General features: G+C 40.3%; 16 protein-coding genes. 10 read left to right on the top strand and 6 right to left on the bottom strand.

Features of this window, described 5'->3' with window-relative positions; all coding sequences use genetic code 11:
* The first annotated feature begins 77 nt into the window (after positions 1-77).
* Positions 78-1436 carry a sigma-54-dependent transcriptional regulator gene (locus HCG49_RS06360; protein ID WP_168468702.1) on the top strand — a complete coding sequence of 453 codons (1359 nt, stop codon included), beginning with the start codon at positions 78-80 and terminating at the stop codon, positions 1434-1436.
* Here the strand turns inward: HCG49_RS06360 and HCG49_RS06355 are convergent.
* Positions 1411-3867, bottom strand: coding sequence for a hybrid sensor histidine kinase/response regulator (locus HCG49_RS06355; RefSeq protein WP_168468701.1), 2457 nt, complete (start codon positions 3865-3867; stop codon positions 1411-1413). The genes HCG49_RS06360 and HCG49_RS06355 overlap by 26 nt on opposite strands.
* A gap of 323 nt (positions 3868-4190) precedes the next feature.
* Here HCG49_RS06355 and HCG49_RS06350 point away from each other — a divergent pair, with 323 nt between their 5' ends.
* Together HCG49_RS06350 and HCG49_RS06345 are read left to right on the top strand one after the other, a co-directional pair.
* Positions 4191-6362 carry a TonB-dependent receptor gene (locus HCG49_RS06350; protein ID WP_168468700.1) on the top strand — a complete coding sequence of 724 codons (2172 nt, stop codon included), beginning with the start codon at positions 4191-4193 and terminating at the stop codon, positions 6360-6362.
* A 151-nt stretch (positions 6363-6513) separates the two neighbouring features.
* Complete coding sequence (locus tag HCG49_RS06345) at positions 6514-7500, top strand: Gfo/Idh/MocA family protein (RefSeq protein WP_168468699.1); 987 nt, start codon at positions 6514-6516, stop codon at positions 7498-7500.
* A 1-nt stretch (position 7501) separates the two neighbouring features.
* Here HCG49_RS06345 and HCG49_RS06340 read toward each other — a convergent pair whose 3' ends face one another.
* On the bottom strand, positions 7502-7948 hold the full coding sequence (locus HCG49_RS06340; protein ID WP_168468698.1) for a hypothetical protein: 447 nt from the start codon (positions 7946-7948) through the stop codon (positions 7502-7504).
* A gap of 113 nt (positions 7949-8061) precedes the next feature.
* On the opposite strand from HCG49_RS06340, the gene greA reads away from it, so the two are divergent.
* Positions 8062-8535 carry a transcription elongation factor GreA gene (gene greA / locus HCG49_RS06335; protein ID WP_072765202.1) on the top strand — a complete coding sequence of 158 codons (474 nt, stop codon included), beginning with the start codon at positions 8062-8064 and terminating at the stop codon, positions 8533-8535.
* A 164-nt stretch (positions 8536-8699) separates the two neighbouring features.
* Entirely contained in the window at positions 8700-9089 is a 390-nt protein-coding gene (locus HCG49_RS06330) for an HIT family protein (RefSeq protein ID WP_168468697.1), read from the top strand.
* Positions 9090-9093: 4 nt separating this feature from the next.
* On the opposite strand, the gene HCG49_RS06325 is transcribed toward HCG49_RS06330, so the two are convergent.
* Together HCG49_RS06325 and HCG49_RS06320 are read right to left on the bottom strand one after the other, a co-directional pair.
* Complete coding sequence (locus tag HCG49_RS06325; RefSeq protein ID WP_168468696.1) at positions 9094-9435, bottom strand: hypothetical protein; 342 nt, start codon at positions 9433-9435, stop codon at positions 9094-9096.
* 4 nt (positions 9436-9439) lie between these two features.
* Positions 9440-10588 carry a sensor histidine kinase gene (locus HCG49_RS06320; RefSeq protein WP_168468695.1) on the bottom strand — a complete coding sequence of 383 codons (1149 nt, stop codon included), beginning with the start codon at positions 10586-10588 and terminating at the stop codon, positions 9440-9442.
* Between the two features lie 108 nt (positions 10589-10696).
* Between HCG49_RS06320 and HCG49_RS06315 the strand changes: the two genes are divergently transcribed.
* From HCG49_RS06315 to aat, 3 genes are all read left to right on the top strand, one after another.
* Positions 10697-11587 (top strand): flavin reductase family protein, encoded by an 891-nt coding sequence (locus HCG49_RS06315; protein ID WP_410488984.1) that lies wholly within the window; start codon positions 10697-10699, stop codon positions 11585-11587.
* A gap of 169 nt (positions 11588-11756) precedes the next feature.
* Complete coding sequence (locus HCG49_RS06310; protein ID WP_168468694.1) at positions 11757-12125, top strand: DUF3127 domain-containing protein; 369 nt, start codon at positions 11757-11759, stop codon at positions 12123-12125.
* Positions 12126-12333: 208 nt separating this feature from the next.
* Positions 12334-12969 carry a leucyl/phenylalanyl-tRNA--protein transferase gene (gene aat / locus HCG49_RS06305; protein WP_168468693.1) on the top strand — a complete coding sequence of 212 codons (636 nt, stop codon included), beginning with the start codon at positions 12334-12336 and terminating at the stop codon, positions 12967-12969.
* A 380-nt stretch (positions 12970-13349) separates the two neighbouring features.
* On the opposite strand, the gene HCG49_RS06300 is transcribed toward aat, so the two are convergent.
* Positions 13350-13928 (bottom strand): DNA-3-methyladenine glycosylase I, encoded by a 579-nt coding sequence (locus tag HCG49_RS06300; protein WP_168468692.1) that lies wholly within the window; start codon positions 13926-13928, stop codon positions 13350-13352.
* A gap of 175 nt (positions 13929-14103) precedes the next feature.
* Here HCG49_RS06300 and HCG49_RS06295 point away from each other — a divergent pair, with 175 nt between their 5' ends.
* Both HCG49_RS06295 and HCG49_RS06290 read left to right on the top strand, forming a co-directional pair.
* Positions 14104-15039, top strand: coding sequence for a YitT family protein (locus HCG49_RS06295; protein ID WP_168468691.1), 936 nt, complete (start codon positions 14104-14106; stop codon positions 15037-15039).
* Positions 15040-15161: 122 nt separating this feature from the next.
* A complete protein-coding gene (locus HCG49_RS06290) occupies positions 15162-15788 on the top strand; it encodes a thioredoxin family protein (RefSeq protein WP_168468690.1) in 627 nt (208 codons plus the stop codon).
* Here the strand turns inward: HCG49_RS06290 and HCG49_RS06285 are convergent.
* Positions 15771-16457, bottom strand: coding sequence for an energy transducer TonB (locus HCG49_RS06285; protein ID WP_240938644.1), 687 nt, complete (start codon positions 16455-16457; stop codon positions 15771-15773). The two genes, HCG49_RS06290 and HCG49_RS06285, sit on opposite strands and share 18 nt — an antisense overlap.
* Positions 16458-16461 lie beyond the last annotated feature (4 nt).

The raw sequence follows: 16461 nt of genomic DNA, 5'->3' as shown, positions 1-16461 counted from the left end.
TTTTATGATAATTTTTAAATACAAATAGCTTTCATGTGGTATTTTTACTAATAATATCAATGCCTAAGAAAGATTGTATGCCTAAGATCCTTATTATCGAAGATGACGCCGCTTTTTGTCAAATGCTCCAAAAGTTTTTGACCAAAAATGGCTTTGATGTAGATACTAGTTTTACTGCTGAGGATGCTAAAATTAAATTTAAGGCCACAGCTTATAATTTAGTATTGACAGATTTACGTCTTCCCAATTACGACGGCTTAGAATTATTGTCCGAAATACTTGCTATTAACCCCAAAACCCAGGTCATCGTGATGACCGGCTATGCCGCCGTAGGCACCGCGGTAAATGCCATGAAAAAAGGGGCCTATGATTATATCTCAAAACCCTTTACTCCGGACGAGATTTTAATGCAAATAAATAGTGCCTTATCTGAAAAGAAGCAAGTACATGCTGTGCCTGAGGCTCCAAAACCAACTGCCAAGAACAATACTGCTTCACAGGGTCTAAGTAGTGGCGTAGTGACTGGGAGTAGTGAAGCTTCCAAAAAGCTGCAGGAGTATATTAAATTGGTAGCCCCTACAGATATGTCGGTTTTAATAACCGGAGAAAGCGGAACCGGAAAAGAGGTGACAGCCAAGGCCATTCATGATAACAGTCAACGTAAAGGCTATAGTTTTGTAGCGGTAGACTGTGGCGCCATACCCAAAGAAATAGCAACCAGTGAGTTTTTTGGGCATATTAAGGGCAGTTTTACCGGCGCCGTGGAAGACAAAATAGGACATTTTGAAGCGGCCAACCGCGGAACACTCTTTTTAGATGAAATAGGAAACCTCTCCTATGAAAATCAAATTCAATTGTTAAGGGCGCTGCAGGAACGAAAAATTAAAAGGGTAGGGAGTACCAAAGAAATCCCCGTCGATGTTCGCATTATTACGGCCACCAATGAAGACCTGACCGCAGCGGTAGAAAAAGGTACTTTTAGAGAAGATCTTTACCATAGGATCAACGAATTTTCAGTAGAAATACCCTCTCTAGAAGACCGTTTTGAAGACCTATTGCTCTTTGCCGATTATTTTTTGGCGAAGGCAAATAAAGCCCTGAACAAAAATATTAAAGGGTTTTCCGAAGAGGTCTTGGATATTTTTAAACAATATCATTGGCCAGGAAACCTTAGAGAACTTCAGAATGTCATAAAAAGGGCAGTATTGCTGAGTACTGGCGATTATGTAGCAAAAGAGGCCTTGCCAAAAGAAGTGTTCAAAGTCAAGGAAATTATTGCCGATATCGAAGATTTTTCCAAAGCCGATTATGAAAAGGAGCAAATTGTAAAGGCACTTAAAAAATCTAATTTTAATAAATCCAAGGCAGCAAAATTACTGCAGATTACCAGGAAGACCCTCTACAATAAGATTAATCTCTATAATTTGGATCTTTAGCCAGATAAGATTTTATCGCTAATAAGAGGACCGTAACCTTATTTTTTAAATCGGCAAAAGAAAGCTTTATGGCTTTTTCGGTCATATCGTTTTCTGCTAACAGTTCCAATTCTTCCAGAATGGGTACAATATCCGCGGATTTTAATTGGCGGAACATGGGGAGCATTCTATGGGAAATAGCATTTATTTCCTGAGTATTCATTTGTGCTACAGCCATGCTTAGTCCCTCCATATTGGTAAGGGTATCGGCCTTAAATGTTTGTAGTACCTCTGCTACGGCAAGCTTATTGTTCCCTAAAAAGGAATTGATAATCTCTAAGCTAAACAAATGGGAGCCCGATACCGGGATCGTTTCTGTTTTCGGTACTTCCTTGTCATGGATGGCCTCTGGAAATTGACCTTGCAACACCTTTAAAAGGCTGGTCTTCGTAAATGGTTTTTGAAGAATATCGGCGAATCCGGCTTCCGAATACACCTTTTTTTCTAAATCCTTTCTCCCTGTCATCGCAACAATAGGTTGTTGCTTGTAATGCATATACCCGCTATTTTGTAACCGTTCCAATACTTGAAAACCACTTAAATCGGGCATTTGTATATCGGTCAAAACCATATGGTAACCTAGAGGACTTTCCTTTTTTATAGCGTTAAAAGTATTGTAAGTATGTGCGGTTATTCCAAGGGAATGGCATACCTCTTTTAGTAGTTTTAGCATGGCAATATCATCGTCGATAATAAGAAGCGATAAAGCTTTTTTGGGGGTCAAGGCTATCTCGTCCCTAGGCGGGATCGGTATATTCGATATTTCAAATGGTATGTTTATGGTAAAAGTACTGCCTTTGTCTTCTTCGCTGCTCACAGAAATTTTCCCATTTAATAGGGCTGTAAGTTTTTTAGAGATGGTAAGGCCTAGGCCATACCCTCCATATTTTTTGTCGGTATGGTCATCGGCTTGGGTAAACTCTTTAAAAATCTGTTCTTGCCTTTCCTTTTTTATACCGATGCCAGAGTCGCTTATCGCAATAACAGTATGGTAATGGGTCGGTGTTTCCTCGGCAACCTCGGCCTGTATTCCGATGCTGCCAATGTGTGTAAATTTATAGGCGTTACTGATAAGGTTGCTCAATACCTGGCGTACACGGAAGGCGTCGCCCATAACGGCACGGTCCAAGCGTTCATCGATTTCAAAAATTAAGGGGATGTTTTTTTCGCTATAGATCTCCGCTATATTTTCTCCGGTATTCCTAATAAGTTCCGAGAGCACAAAGGGACGGTTTTCAACCTTTATTTTTCCGGCCTCTAATTTGGAGAAATCCAATAGGTCGTTTACCAAGCTATCGACATAATGAGAGGCCGATTTAATCTGGTGTACATAAGAAAACTGCTTTTCAGTGATAGGAGTGCCTTCTAAAAGCTCGGAATAGCCGGTAATAGTGTTCAAGGGAGTCCTCAGGTCGTGGCTGACCATAGAGATTAATTGCTCCCTGCTTTTTAAAAGTGATTCCGAGAATTTCTTTTCCTTTTCTAACTGTTGCCTATAGCGTTGTACCTTCCAATAATCTTTGGTAATCAAAAATGTAAAAAGAGCCACCACTATAAAGCCTAGGATGGCGGCAATGCCGGCCAAGCGGATACTTCTGGTCAGGGCCGTTTGTTTGTTGATATTGTCGGTATAGGTTTTTAGGATTATTTCCTGTTCAAAAGCGGCAATAATATTTCGCAATTGTTGGGAGAGTTCCAAATCGGTCCTATTGAGGGCCCATTCTTTTTCGGCCAAAGACCGCAGCGTTTTCATGCTGCTTTTTTTTGCTTCCGTCAATAAGGTTTTAGAGGCCGTCAATACCGAATCTACGCCTATGGGAGTGGTGGAGTCTTTGGGGACATTTTCACTGAGGTAATCGGCCCATTTTTTAAGAGTGGTTTGCGCCTCCACAGGAAGGTCGTAATAGTCGGGGGCAAGGCTCTCCGGACTTATTTTTCCCAAGGATTCCTCCATCATATTAAACCCCTTAAGGGCATCGTCTATAGAACTATTGGCGTCGATTTTTGCCTTTAAGAGACGAAGCTCATTGCTGTTGATGACCTTTTTTTGCAATAACAGTTGTACGCTGTCGAGCATGCTTTTTTGGTCATCGTTGCTAGTAAACTTTTTAAGGCTGTCCAAGGCCACAAAAATGGAATCTATTTTTTGGGTGTAGTTAGAAAAATCTTTGGAGCTTTTATTCTGTAAGGCTATTTTGGAAAGGCTTTCGGCTTCATGTAATTGCGTGAGTATTGTACCGGTTTTTAGTAGTTTGGTGTCGTTTTTATAAGAAATATCGGTAGAAACATATACTCGGATCTCGGAAATTATAAAATACCCTACCACCAAAGCCAATGCTGCTAATATGAGATAGCTCAGCATTATTTTAAGTGTGAATCTGCTTTTTTTCATGGTTTGCTCAAAAGATAGTCGAACGCCAAACTAAAGTACGTATTTGCTTATTTTATGGCCTATAATTAAACGTTAATTATTTGTCTGGTTTTACTATGAAATGTAAAAGTCTGGGCGTAAATTTGCGCCGTCTCAAAGGGGTGCTTACGTAGGTAGGCTGAGATTACACCCAAGGAACCTGGGCAGGTAATGCTGCCAAGGGATGCGTACAACGCGTATTGGAATTCTAACACTATATTTTCGATAGGACGAGCCTATCGGGAATGACAAACTCAACATTAAAACAGGAATAATAGCCCCTTTTATTCGTAAAATTTTTGCGAATGAAAACTATATTCACTTCAATGGCCATTTTTGGCTCACTATTGTCGGCCTTAGGGCAGGAAAAACCTAAAGATTCTTTGGAAGGAGAAAAAATCAGCCTAGACGAGGTGTTGGTTTCTGCCGTAAGGGTCACCAAACAAACACCGGTTACTTTTTCCAATTTAAGCAAAGAACAGATCAAACCTAGAAACTTGGGACAGGACATCCCCGTATTAATGAGCTTTTTGCCATCGGTGGTAACTACCACAGATGCAGGAGCAGGAGTGGGGTATACCGGAATTAGGGTTCGAGGGAGCGATGCAACAAGGGTAAACGTAACTATCAACGGTATTCCATATAACGATTCCGAATCTCACGGTAGCTTCTGGGTTAATATGCCCGATTTTGCCTCCTCTACAGAAAGCTTGCAATTGCAAAGAGGGGTAGGGACCTCTACCAATGGTTCTGGCGCTTTTGGAGCCAGTTTAAATATATTGACCGATGCGGTTGCTGAAGAAGGTTATGGCCAGATATCATCTTCGGTGGGGAGTTTTAATACCCTGAAAAATAATTTGAAATTTAGTACCGGACTCTTGAACGATCAGGTAGAAATCTCCGGGCGTCTGTCAAGAATTACATCCGATGGCTATGTAGACAGGGCTTCATCGGCCTTAAATTCTTATTTCCTTCAAGGTTCCTTTCAAGATAACAATACCCTTATAAAGGCCCTATTGTTCGGTGGGCACGAAATTACGTATCAGTCCTGGAACGGTATAGATGCAGCCACCTTGGAGAACGATCGTACGTACAACTCTGCCGGAGAATATACCGATGAGAATGGAAATACACAGTACTATGAAAATGAAGTGGATAATTACAAGCAAAATCATTTTCAATTACACTGGAACGAGAAAATTGGCAGCGCATGGAATACTAATTTGGCCGTACATTATACCCGAGGAAGAGGGTATTTTGAACAATTTAAGGAAGATGATGACTTTGCTACTTATGGGCTAACACCTATAACCGTCGATGGGGAAGAAGTAGATGAAACCGACCTTATTAGAAGACGTTGGTTGAGCAATCGCTTTTATGGAACCACTTTTTCGGCCAACTATATGGCAGAAAACCTTAATCTGATCCTTGGTGGTGGGTATAACAAATACGAAGGGGACCATTTTGGAGAAATTATTTGGGCACAGTATGCCTCAAATAGTAATTATGGAGACAGGTATTATGATAATTCCTCTATAAAAACCGACTTTAATTTCTTTACAAAGGCCAACTATAAGTTAGATGATCAGTGGAGCCTTTTTGGAGATCTTCAATATAGAACCGTCGGATATACGGCCAGTAGTGAAGAAATTGGCAGCGTAGACGATACCTTTAATTTCTTTAACCCTAAGGCGGGAGTTACTTTTGATCTGAATCTAGCCAATAACCTGTATTTTTCTTACGCTAGGGCCAATAGGGAGCCAAACAGAAATGATTATAAAAATGGGAGTCCAAAACCTGAAAAACTGAACGATTTTGAATTAGGTTGGCGCCATACTTCACCAGGAGTTCGATTGAATACTAATGTGTACTTTATGAAGTACAAGGATCAATTGGTGTTAACTGGCGAGCTGAACGATGTAGGAGGTCCTTTGCGAGCCAATGTTGGTGATAGCTATAGATTGGGGTTAGAAGTGGACGCTATACTTACCTTGGGAGATAAATTTATCCTTCGCCCTAATGTAGCCCTGAGTGATAATAGAAACAAAAATTTTGTTTTTCAACGCGATGGAAACCTAGAAAGCCTAGGGGATACTCATATTTCATTTTCACCAAGTGTTATAGCCGGTAATATCTTGACCTATATGCCAACCAGCCAGTTGCAGCTTAGCCTACTTTCTAAATATGTAGGGAAGCAATATATGGGGAATATAGATGCTAAGAGCTCAATGTTGGATGCCTATTCCCAAACAGATTTTAATGTGCAGTATGTTATTGAGACCAATAGCTTTATCAAGAATATTGTGCTTTCCGGTCTGGTCAACAATATTTTTGATAGCCTGTACGAGTCTAATGGTTATTTCTATACCTATGATGATGATTTCTCCGTTCCAGGAACCATTACTACCGTGGAAGGAGCTGGCTATTACCCACAAGCAGGGATTAATTTCTTATTGGGAGCAAGCATAAACTTCTAAGGGACTTCGGGGTTTTAGCCCCTGAACAGCTCTTAATAGTTTCAAGAGCGCTACATATAAAACTAGGGACGGCACCATATTTTTGGTGCCGTCCCTTTTTTGGTCCTAGGAATCTGTTATTTTTGTTGGTAAACCCATAGAATCGACCAATATGGAAAAGCTTAAAAACCAAAAGACCATCCGCTGGGGAATCATTGGCTGTGGTGCGGTTACCGAAATAAAAAGCGGACCTGCCTATCAGCAAACCGATAATTTTGAGCTCGTTGCCGTCATGCGTCGCGATGCCGAAAAGGCAAAAGATTATGCCCACAGGCACGGTGTTCCTAAATACTATACCAAGGCCGAGGATTTAATAGATGATCCGGAGGTAGATGCGGTGTACATCGCTACGCCCCCAGACACCCATAAATATTATGCCTTAAAGGTTGCCCAAGCCGGTAAGCCTTGTTGTGTAGAAAAACCCATGGCACCATCCTATGCCGATAGCCTAGCCATATACAATGCCTTTGAAGAAAAGTCATTGCCCCTGTTTGTAGCTTATTACAGAAGGTCCCTGCCTCGTTTTGTAAAAATAAAGGAATGGATAAGCCAGGGGGGAATCGGCGAACCTAGACATGTCCGGTGGCATTTAAGCAAGCCGGCAAACCAGCTCGACCTAAGTAAAAAATATAATTGGCGTACCGATAGTAAAATAGCTCCCGGCGGCTATTTCGACGATTTGGCCAGTCATGGGCTAGACCTGTTTACGTGGTTGTTGGGCGATATAGAAAAGGCCTCTGGGATAAGTGTCAATCAACAAGGGCTATATTCGGCAAAAGACGCCGTTTCGGCTTGTTGGCTGCATAAAAATGGAGTTACGGGCGAAGGTAGCTGGAATTTCGGAGCAGCAGAACGCCAAGATAAAGTAGAGATTATTGGGAGCAAGGGAAAAATATTGTTCTCGGTGTTTCAGGAAGACGCCCAAGAGATGCAAAACGCCCAAGGCACTACCAGGGTGTTTGTCGAAAATCCGAAGCACATTCAAAAATATCACGCCAAAAATATTAGAGACCATTTAGTGGAAGGGAAGGCGCACCCCTCCCATGGAAGCTCTGCACTACACAGCAGTTGGGTAATGGATCAAATTCTAGGGCTTTAGCCTAATTAGAAATGATAACCGTATTGCCACTGTATTGGGTCCTGTATTCCAATAAATCGTAATAGCGGTTGCCGTCCTGTGGCCTATTGGTCATCTGGCCCGTAAACAAACTGTAGGCATACGCCTCACAAGGGCAATTGGCATTGGTGGCATAGGTGCTTTTTTGGGCTAAGGTACTGCATTGGTTAGGGGCGTGGTTTGGACAGCTGGCTTCAAAGGCCCTAAAAGTGTTGAACCCGACATTGGTGACAAAAACACCACGGGTACCTACCGCCGAATTGCTGATAAAAACCGAATTGCCGGTCGTGGTCAAGGGGTTGTATTGGGGCAGATTCAAATTTAGGTCGAACCGAAAAGAAACTTCTTGGAGATACGGATTTCTGTTGGTAGTGTTATTGGAGCAGGCCAATATCAATATAAAAAGAATAAGGCTGAAAATACGTTTCATAAGGCATAGTCGTTTTGAGGAAACTTAGGCAAAGTTGAACAAAATTTGTGTATATTTGTTTTAAATCCTCTTTAAAAAAAAGAGGATTTTCCTATTTATTAAATATAGAACTTATGAGCAAGGTATCTTATTATACGCCAGAAGGGCTAAAAAAATTAAGGGAGGAACTAAACTACCTTAAAGATGTGGAGAGGCCAAAAGCTTCTCAGGCGATAGCTGAAGCAAGAGACAAAGGAGATTTGTCAGAGAACGCGGAATACGATGCTGCCAAAGAGGCCCAAGGGCTATTGGAGATGAAAATTTCAAAAATGGAGGAAACCTTGTCCAATGCCAGATTGATCGATGAGTCGCAATTGGATACCTCTAAAGTATTGGTGCTATCGACCGTAAAGTTGAAAAACTTGAATAACGGTATGGAGATGAAGTACACCTTGGTGGCAGAAAGTGAGGCAGATTTGAAAAATGCAAAAATTTCTGTAAGTTCCCCTATCGGCAAAGGCCTATTAGGGAAAAAGGTAGGTGAAACAGCCGAAATCACCGTGCCTAACGGCGCCCTAAAATTTGAAGTTTTGGAGATTTCCAGATAAATTATATTCTTAGAAGTGTTTTAAAAAGCCTTAATTGTTTCAACAATTAAGGCTTTTGTCTTTGTATTCTTTTTGTAGGGATAAATTGTTGCCCTACATTTAGGGTAACTATCGATTGCTTTTATATTTGTAGTACCTTATTCAATGAATTTAAATAAAAAAACATGGCCAGTATATTCACAAAAATTATCAAGGGCGAAATCCCTTCCTATAAAATAGCTGAAGACGATAATTTCTATGCCTTTCTCGATATCAATCCCAATTCTGCCGGACATACCTTATGTATTCCCAAAATAGAGGTCGATAAAATTCTAGATCTCGATGAGGAAACCTATATGGGGCTTATGGCTTTTTCCCGAAAAATAGGAATGGCTATAGAAGCGGCAATACCGTGCAATAGGGTAGGGATTACCGTAATAGGTTTGGAAGTCCCACACGTTCATGTACATCTAATTCCATTACACAGCATGAAAGACGCCACTTTTCAGCACAAAACTTCCCTTTCTAAAGACGACTTTTTGGCAATAGCAGAAAAAATAAAGGCAAAACTGTAGCCTTTTATCTGATATAAAAATAGACCCCAATAGACATACTAACTATTAAGAAAAGGACTAGGGAATAAAAAAGTTTGGTGAATTTAATGGTGGCTTTTTTCGGAGTCACCATTTTTCTATAGTAATCATATACCCTTTCTATGTCCTGGGTCCAAGCAATAGGGTAAATGTCGGAACTACAAGTGTTGCATTTTATCTCATGCGTAATCTCTTTGGTGCTTTTGTCGTAAAAGCTTCCATAAGTATGTTTTTGAAAAAAAGTAAGTTTTAATTCTTGATTAAAACATTCTGGGCAATTATTAGTTAAATTGGCCTCTTTAACAACCACTAATTTCTCCTTTACCATTTTCTTACCTGTTAATTTTCAATGCTATCTGCATTATGGTTCCTTCTTTGGAGGACGAAAGTACTTTAATTTTTCCTTTATGATATTCTTCGACGATTCTTTTTGCCAAAGAAAGCCCTAAACCCCATCCTCTTTTCTTGGAAGTTACTCCGGGGGTAAAAATAGTGGAAAAATTTTTCTTGGGAATACCGCTTCCGGTATCACTAATTAAAATCCGGACCATTTGCCCGTGGGGAATAATTTCGATGGCAATACTACCCTTCCCTTTCATCGCATCTATGCCGTTTTTTACCAAATTTTCGATGGTCCAGTTGTATAAGGCACTATTTAACAATACCGGCATATGCTCTACTTGAGAGTGAAAGGAAAACTGTATGAATTTAGAACTTCGTAGCCTTAGGTATTCAAAGGCGTTTTTGGTTTCCTCTACGATATCGCATTCCTTTAAAATAGGTAGGGATCCTATTTTCGAAAAACGCTCTGTGATGGTTTCCAACCTATAAATATCTTTTTCTATTTCTTTGGCGATTTCCGGATTTATGTTTTCCGTTTTTAACAGTTCGTTCCATCCTAAAAGAGAAGAAAGGGGGGTCCCAATTTGATGGGCGGTCTCCTTGGCCATTCCGGCCCATAATTTGTTTTGCTCAGATGTTTTATTGGTCTTAAAAAGAAAATAGATAACCGTGCCGAACAAGCAAATGATAAGCAATAGGGCAATGGGATAGTATTTTAACTTATTGAGCACTTCCGAGTTGCCGTAATAGAGGGTAGCTAGGGTTTCTCCCTTGTAATCTATAGATATGGGGCGGTTCTCATTGCTAAAGGTGGCTATCTTTTTGCGAATAAGGCTAGTGTCCTTTAAAAAGGCCAACGGCATATTGTTTACTTTTATAGAGTTGTCCTTGTTTACCAATATCATGGGGGTAGAGGTGTTGTTCTGGAATATTTTTATATGTAGGTTCCCAGGATCAGCATCCACGGCCAAGGACAAAAATTCCGATTGGGCCATGGCCCATATTTCCATTTTATTGCGCTCTTCTTCCTTGAACTTCTTAAAAAAGCTATTCGTATTCCATAAAATCAAACTAACTATGGCAAAGGATGCGATTAGTAATAATAGGTTCGTGGCTTTATGTTTAGGATTAAAATTCATCCATTGTCTAATTTAATTTTAAAGATAACGCAATTAGTAGAAACTTATTCTATTTTCATCTTCATGCTTTTATTTCATTTCGCTAACAATTTATGTACCTTTGTAGCCATGAAGAAAATGGTTTCCATGCTAGTTTCAGAGCTGTCAACAGCCAAGCTTCATAGTTGTCTTTTAGGAGCTATTGGGCCTAGGCCAATTGCTTTTGCCAGTACCATGGATGCCAAAGGGAGACCAAATTTGTCGCCTTTTAGCTTCTTTAACGTGTTTAGTGCCAATCCCCCGGTATTAATATTTTCTCCTGCTCGTAGGGTGCGCGACAATACTACCAAGCATACCTTGGAAAATGTGTTGGCGACAAAGGAGGTAGTGATCAATGTGGTGAACTATAAAATGGTTCAGCAAATGTCATTGAGCAGTACAGAGTATGAGCAAGGGGAAAACGAATTTGTAAAAGCCGGACTGACGATGCTAAAGTCAGATATCGTAAAGCCTTTTAGGGTGGCAGAAGCCCCGGTGCAGTTTGAGTGTAAGGTTACTAAGGTAGAGGCCTTGGGGAAAGATGGCGGCGCAGGGAATCTTATCTTTTCAGAAGTCGTTAAAATACATGTCGATCAGGAGGTGTTGGATGATAATGGAGGGATAGACCAATATAAGATAGACCAAGTAGCCCGTATGGGAGGGAATTGGTATACGAGGGCCAATACAGGGATGTTCGAAGTGCCAAAACCAATCAGTAGTTTGGGGATAGGCGTAGATCAGATACCCGAAAAAATACGCCTGAGCAGTATTCTGACAGGAAACGATTTAGGAATGTTGGGGAATATAGAAAAATTACCTACCCCAGAGGAGATACATGCGTTCGTAAACCAAGATTTGGAAGTAAAAACCATACTGAGTTCAGGAAATCAGGAAAAAATAGAGCAAAAAGCACAGGCCTTGTTAAAAAAGAAAGAAGTTTTTTCGGCATGGAAAGTGTTGTTGGCGAACACACTAAAATAGGGATGCACTAAGGATTCTTCTTGCCCAAAGAGAGAAGGTAAAGAAGTTTTTAAAGGGCGTTTCAAAGTAGATGTTAAGAAGTAGAGGAATTTTATTTTGGAGATTCCAATACAAATTGCTTAATATTGACAAAAGGATATATTATAAAATCATACAGATAAATAGCGAAATGGAATTACAGGGAAAAATTAAGATGATTGATGAAACTAAGACTTTTGGCAACAATGGTTTTAGAAAGAGAGAATTGGTAGTTACTACCGATGAGCAATATCCACAACACATTATGGTGGAATTTGTACAGGATAAATGTGACCTTTTAAACAATTTCGGTATCGGACAAGAAGTAAAGGTTAGTATTAATCTACGTGGAAGAGAATGGGTGAACCCACAGGGAGAAACAAAATATTTCAACTCTATTCAAGGATGGAGAATTGAGGCGGTTCAGGCAAGTGCCGATGCTGGAAATATTCCTCCAATGGATACTTTTGAGCCAGCGAACAACTTAAGAGAGGAAGATCACGACGACTTGCCTTTCTAAATAAAACCTTGTTTAGATACCTTAAAAAAAAGGAAATAGGAATTCGCTTTGTGCAACTTCTATGATCAAACAAAGATTAAAAAGACCTATTCAGTGGCTAACTGGATAGGTCTTTTTGCTTAAATTTACCTTTTTTCCCTTCTTGATATTAGCGTAGGGCTAATTGATTTGATAGTATTCCATCAAAACTTAAAAAATACCTGAACAAATGTACTTGCTTACAGACCGTCTACAGTTTCCGCCTGTTGAAAATGCCGATGAAGATGGCTTATTGGCAGTAGGAGGCGATTTGTCGCCAGAGCGGTTATTACTGGCCTATCAAAATGGAATTTTCCCGTGGTTTAATGAAGATGAGGTGATATTGTGGTGGAGTCCCGACCCCAGAATGGTCTTGTTTCCTCACGAGATTAAGATCTCTAAAAGTATGAAACAAGTTATTAATTCCGGAAAATTTAAAATTACTTGTAATACCCGTTTTATGGAAGTGGTGGAGCAGTGCGCTTCCATTCCTAGAGCAGGGCAGGGAGGGACTTGGATTACCGAGAACATGAAAGCCGCTTACTGCCAATTGCATCAGAAAGGAATTGCAAAATCTATAGAAGTCTGGGAAAATAATAAGCTGGTAGGCGGACTTTATGGAATAGATTTGGGAGAGGTCTTTTGCGGGGAAAGTATGTTTAGTAAAAGTAGTAATGCCTCTAAAATTGCGCTTATCCACCTAGCTCAGGAACTACAGCAGAAAAATTATAAATTGATAGATTGTCAGGTGTATACCGATCATCTCGCAAGTCTGGGTGCCAAAGAAATTTCAAGGGAAGAATTTATAGCAACTTTAAAGGGGTAGTCTACAGTGTTTTTGAAAGGATTGTTCAAAAAGAAGGCTAATGATCAATTAAAAAAGTGGAAGGATACAGATGGGATAATTGGTATTCCTAGTTCTTTAAGGATGTATAATTTGGGCGTTCCCTCCTTCGTCGGGCGGGCCCTTGTCTATATCCCTTGCTCCGCTGCGGGGATGCCGCCGCGGTCCCTAACGCATTTAAAATGAAACAGGCAGGCTTTCCGTGTCGGTGCGTTAAGCCCAAGGCTGCGTATCGCTGTACAGGGGCGCTTATACCTACGGGGCCTCATAAAAACAACGGTTTGACGAAGCCCTATCTTCTTTTGAAGAACCTTATCGTTTCAGGACCTTTAGGTGCCTGGTGTAGCAATCAATTACAACAATTATTCCCTGTCCAAAGAGACCTCCTTGTACCTAAAACAATCAATTTCATGATCGTTTACCATGCCAGTAGCCTGCATATGAGCGTAGATGACCGTACTCCCTACAAACTTAAAACCACGTTTTTTAAGATCTTTACTGATGGTGTCGGACAAAGGAGTGGTGGCTGGAGCTTCCTTATGGTCTCTCAGGTGGTTTTGAATGGGTTTACCATCTACAAAGGCCCAAATGTAGTTGCTGAAACTCCCGAACTCCTGCTGTATTTGTATAAAGGCTTGGGCGTTGGTGACCGTAGCCCTTATTTTTAATTTGTTTCTGACAATGCCGGCATCTTGTAATAAATCGGATATTTTATCTTCTTGGTACAAGGCTATTTTTTGGTAATCAAAATTGTCCAGGGCCTTTCTAAAGTTTTCACGCTTCCTTAAAATGGTGATCCAACTTAGTCCCGCCTGAAAAGTTTCTAAAATTAAAAATTCAAATAAAGAAGCGTCATCCTTTAAAGGAACTCCCCATTCCGTATCGTGGTATTCCTCGTAAAGGGTATCGCCTTTACACCAACCACACCTTTGTTTTTCCATGGTGAACTAGATTTATAACTAAAGATATTGTATTTAATTTAGTTAGTGTGTAATTCGAAAATGATCATTTCAGGATCCTAGAGAATTAATTTTTTCAAAAAAAGACATTTTCCCCACTTTATTAAAGGCCGAAGTCAAGTATCTTTGGAGAACGAACCATTGCCAATATAAATATATGCCAGAAAGGAAAAAGAAAAGACACGACTTTAGAACCAACTTGGCACCCTATTGGAAAAAATCGCGTCGGTTCAGGGTCAGTATATTTGCCGTTATCCACGATGTGCTGTTTATTATATTTGGAATCTTTGCGGCGGCCTTCGGATTAAAAAGCTTTCTTCTTCCCAATAGTTTTATCGATGGGGGAGCTACAGGGATATCCATGCTATTGAGCGAAGTTTTAGACCTTCCCCTTTCCGTACTCATTGTTTTGGTGAATATTCCCTTCATATTTTTAGGTCTAAAAGTGGTGGGAAAACCATTTGCCATCAAGGCTTCCTTGGCTATTTTAGGACTTGCCTTGGTTTTGGTAACCGTTACTTTTCCCGAGGTTACCGATGATAAGCTTTTGGTAGCGGTGTTCGGAGGATTCTTTCTTGGCGCGGGAATAGGACTTTCTATCCGAGGAGGTGGCGTATTAGACGGTACAGAAGTATTGGCAATTTACCTCAGTAGGAAACTAAGAACCAAAATCGGAGACAATATCATTGTCATCAATATTATAATTTTCCTTGCCGCGGCCTATTTTCTCTCCTTCGAATCTGCCTTGTATTCTATGCTTACCTATTTGTCCGCTTCAAAAACCCTAGATTTTGTCGTAGATGGTATTGAAGAGTATACCGGGGTGACCATTATTTCTAGCCGTAGTGAGGATATACGGTATATGATAACCGAAAAATTAGGAAGGGGACTTACTATCTACAAAGGAAAAGGAGGCTATAGCCAAGATGGGGTACACAATGAATACGATATTATTTTTGCAGTCATCACTCGACTCGAAATAAGTAAATTAAATACAGAAATAGAAAAAATAGACCCGAAAGCCTTTGTGATTATGAACAGTATTAATGATACCCGTGGAGGCATGATCAAGAAACGAACTTTAAATCACTAAATGGTTTTTCTTCGTTTATTTTGTAAGGATTGGTGCTAGCGTTCTACTAATGTGACTTTTGTCACTTTTTATGAATTAATAGTTGGCTAATTTTACGGTCAAATTTTTATGCTTTTCACCCTATGGAACAAGAAATACTACAAAAATCAACCAACCAAATTATCCAAGAAAGTCTTTCCAAGGCCATGAGTTACGAGGCTTACAGAGCGTTAACATCTAGTTTGGTAGCTAAAGGGGCATCAACGGCAGCAGAACAAAGCGATGACCTTGCCAATTACACCCTTATAAACGAACAGCGGATGAAGCGCTTGGACAAGACCCTTAAGATAGACCCGGCCTCTGAAGCACTGATAACTGGCGTTCAAAGAAAAATAACCTGGTTGGTGCTAACAGAAAGCTGGTGTGGCGATGCCGCCCAAAGTCTCCCTGTAATGAATAAAATAGCCAATTTAAACAGTAAGCTTACTTTGAAATTGGTGCTTCGCGATGAAAACCTGCCCCTGATGGAGCGTTTTTTAACCAATGGAGGTATGGGGATTCCTAAATTGATCGCTATTGACGAGGCTAGTGGAAAGCTTATTGGCGAATGGGGATCTAGACCATACCAAGCACAAAAAATGGTAGACGATTTTAAGGAAAAACACGGACAATTTACGCCAGAGTTTAAGGAAGATCTGCAACAGTGGTATAATAAGGATAAAGGAAAAAATACGCTCCAAGAGCTAGTGGCCTTACTTACTTTGGAATAAGTAGGTGATTGTACCCTTCTGGGATGCCTTGGCACCGTTGGTAAATTTAGATTTTAACGCATATGCAATGGCATTGTCTACCAGGCAGCCATTTAGAGTGTTCGAACTTTTTTTATTTACTTCAGCCTCCAATACCTTCCCAGTGGGGTCCACAATGATATTAATGACCACCTTGCCGCCTTCGATGCAGGTATAAATAGGGATAGGCAAACTTAAATGGGTTCTATCGACCAGGGAGTAGGAGACCGAGGTGTTTTTTCTTGCTAAATTATTGGTCATCACCTCTTTGTTGGCTTCCTTATCACCTAAAAGCGCTTGTTTCTCCCGTCGTCTGTCTGCTAATTCTTTAATTTTTGCTGCGAATTCCGAATTGGATAAAGGAGTGTCTTCGGAGGCATCGCCCTCCTCGGACATTTCTTGCTCTTCCAAGATTTCTTCTAAAGTCTTTAAAGGTTCTGGATTTCCATAGCTCGGTTTGTTGGCCTCGTTAAAAGCCATATGACTTTTTATGGGAGCTGCATTGGCCAATTCTTCCAAAGCTTTTATTTCTTCTAAAAGCTTTTGTTCAGGATCTTCTTCCTCCTCTAAATTTAATTCTATGACATAGCCATCCTCTTCGTCCTGATGTCCTAAATGTATGTTGAATAGCAACAATATAAATAGTGACATGGAA

Source organism: Arenibacter sp. 6A1 (genome assembly GCF_012272855.1).
GTDB lineage: Bacteria > Bacteroidota > Bacteroidia > Flavobacteriales > Flavobacteriaceae > Arenibacter.
This window is presented reverse-complemented; position numbering and strand designations above follow the sequence as displayed.

Coding starts and splice junctions, on each gene's coding strand:
- HCG49_RS06300 (WP_168468692.1), bottom strand. CDS start 13,928: ATGGAAAAACAAAGGTGTGGTTGGTGTAAAGGCGATACCCTTTACGAG.
- HCG49_RS06350 (WP_168468700.1), top strand. CDS start 4,191: ATGAAAACTATATTCACTTCAATGGCCATTTTTGGCTCACTATTGTCG.
- HCG49_RS06310 (WP_168468694.1), top strand. CDS start 11,757: ATGGAATTACAGGGAAAAATTAAGATGATTGATGAAACTAAGACTTTT.
- HCG49_RS06360 (WP_168468702.1), top strand. CDS start 78: ATGCCTAAGATCCTTATTATCGAAGATGACGCCGCTTTTTGTCAAATG.
- HCG49_RS06315 (WP_410488984.1), top strand. CDS start 10,697: ATGAAGAAAATGGTTTCCATGCTAGTTTCAGAGCTGTCAACAGCCAAG.
- HCG49_RS06325 (WP_168468696.1), bottom strand. CDS start 9,435: ATGGTAAAGGAGAAATTAGTGGTTGTTAAAGAGGCCAATTTAACTAAT.
- HCG49_RS06290 (WP_168468690.1), top strand. CDS start 15,162: ATGGAACAAGAAATACTACAAAAATCAACCAACCAAATTATCCAAGAA.
- HCG49_RS06285 (WP_240938644.1), bottom strand. CDS start 16,457: ATGTCACTATTTATATTGTTGCTATTCAACATACATTTAGGACATCAG.
- HCG49_RS06330 (WP_168468697.1), top strand. CDS start 8,700: ATGGCCAGTATATTCACAAAAATTATCAAGGGCGAAATCCCTTCCTAT.
- HCG49_RS06355 (WP_168468701.1), bottom strand. CDS start 3,867: ATGAAAAAAAGCAGATTCACACTTAAAATAATGCTGAGCTATCTCATA.
- HCG49_RS06320 (WP_168468695.1), bottom strand. CDS start 10,588: ATGAATTTTAATCCTAAACATAAAGCCACGAACCTATTATTACTAATC.
- HCG49_RS06345 (WP_168468699.1), top strand. CDS start 6,514: ATGGAAAAGCTTAAAAACCAAAAGACCATCCGCTGGGGAATCATTGGC.
- aat (WP_168468693.1), top strand. CDS start 12,334: ATGTACTTGCTTACAGACCGTCTACAGTTTCCGCCTGTTGAAAATGCC.
- greA (WP_072765202.1), top strand. CDS start 8,062: ATGAGCAAGGTATCTTATTATACGCCAGAAGGGCTAAAAAAATTAAGG.
- HCG49_RS06295 (WP_168468691.1), top strand. CDS start 14,104: ATGCCAGAAAGGAAAAAGAAAAGACACGACTTTAGAACCAACTTGGCA.
- HCG49_RS06340 (WP_168468698.1), bottom strand. CDS start 7,948: ATGAAACGTATTTTCAGCCTTATTCTTTTTATATTGATATTGGCCTGC.